Source organism: Candidatus Binatia bacterium (assembly GCA_023150935.1).
In the GTDB taxonomy this organism is placed as follows: Bacteria; Desulfobacterota; Binatia; order HRBIN30; family HRBIN30; genus JAKLJW01.
In genome coordinates, this window is the sequence record JAKLJW010000143.1 from 1 (window position 1) to 607 (window position 607).

The 607-nt window shown below is 73.1% G+C and carries 1 protein-coding gene; it reads left to right on the forward strand.

Features of this window, described 5'->3' with window-relative positions; all coding sequences use genetic code 11:
* Positions 1-15: 15 nt before the first annotated feature.
* Positions 16-607: AMP-binding protein (locus L6Q96_23405; GenBank protein MCK6557495.1), on the forward strand; the 592-nt coding region annotated here is incomplete at its 3' end.

Sequence of the window (607 nt, forward strand, 5' to 3'; positions counted from 1 at the left end):
GACGCGCGCAACCCGGTGCGCTTCGTGATCAGCGCCGGCATGCCGGCCGCGCTGTGGGCGGACTTCGAGAGGCGCTTCGGCGTGCGGATCTTCGAGTGGTACGGCGCCGTCGAAGGCGGCCTCGCCTTCCATCCGATCGGGGCGGGCCCGATCGGCTCGTTCGGCAAGCCCGCGCCGGGCCTCGCGATGAAGATCCTGGACGAGCAGGACCGGGAGTGCGCGCCCGGCGAGATCGGCGAGATCTGCTCGCGCCCCGCGAGCGGCGAGGCGGCGGCGGTGGAGTACCACGGGAACGCGGCGGCCTCCGCGGCGAAGACGCGCGGGGGCTGGCTGCGCAGCGGCGACATGGGCTGGCGCGACGAGCAGGGCTGGCTGTTCTTCTCGCACCGCAAGGGCGGCGGCATCCGTCACAACGGCGACTTCGTCCATCCGGGCTTCGTCGAGAAGGTGATCGCGGAGCTGCCCTGCGTGGACGACGTCTTCGTCTACGGCGTGCCGGCCGCGTCGGGGGCGCCCGGCGAGAAGGACGTGGTGGCCGCAGTGGTGGCCACCCCGGGTGTGCCGTTCTCCGCAGCGGCGATCTTCACGGCGTGTCGCGAGCAGCTCG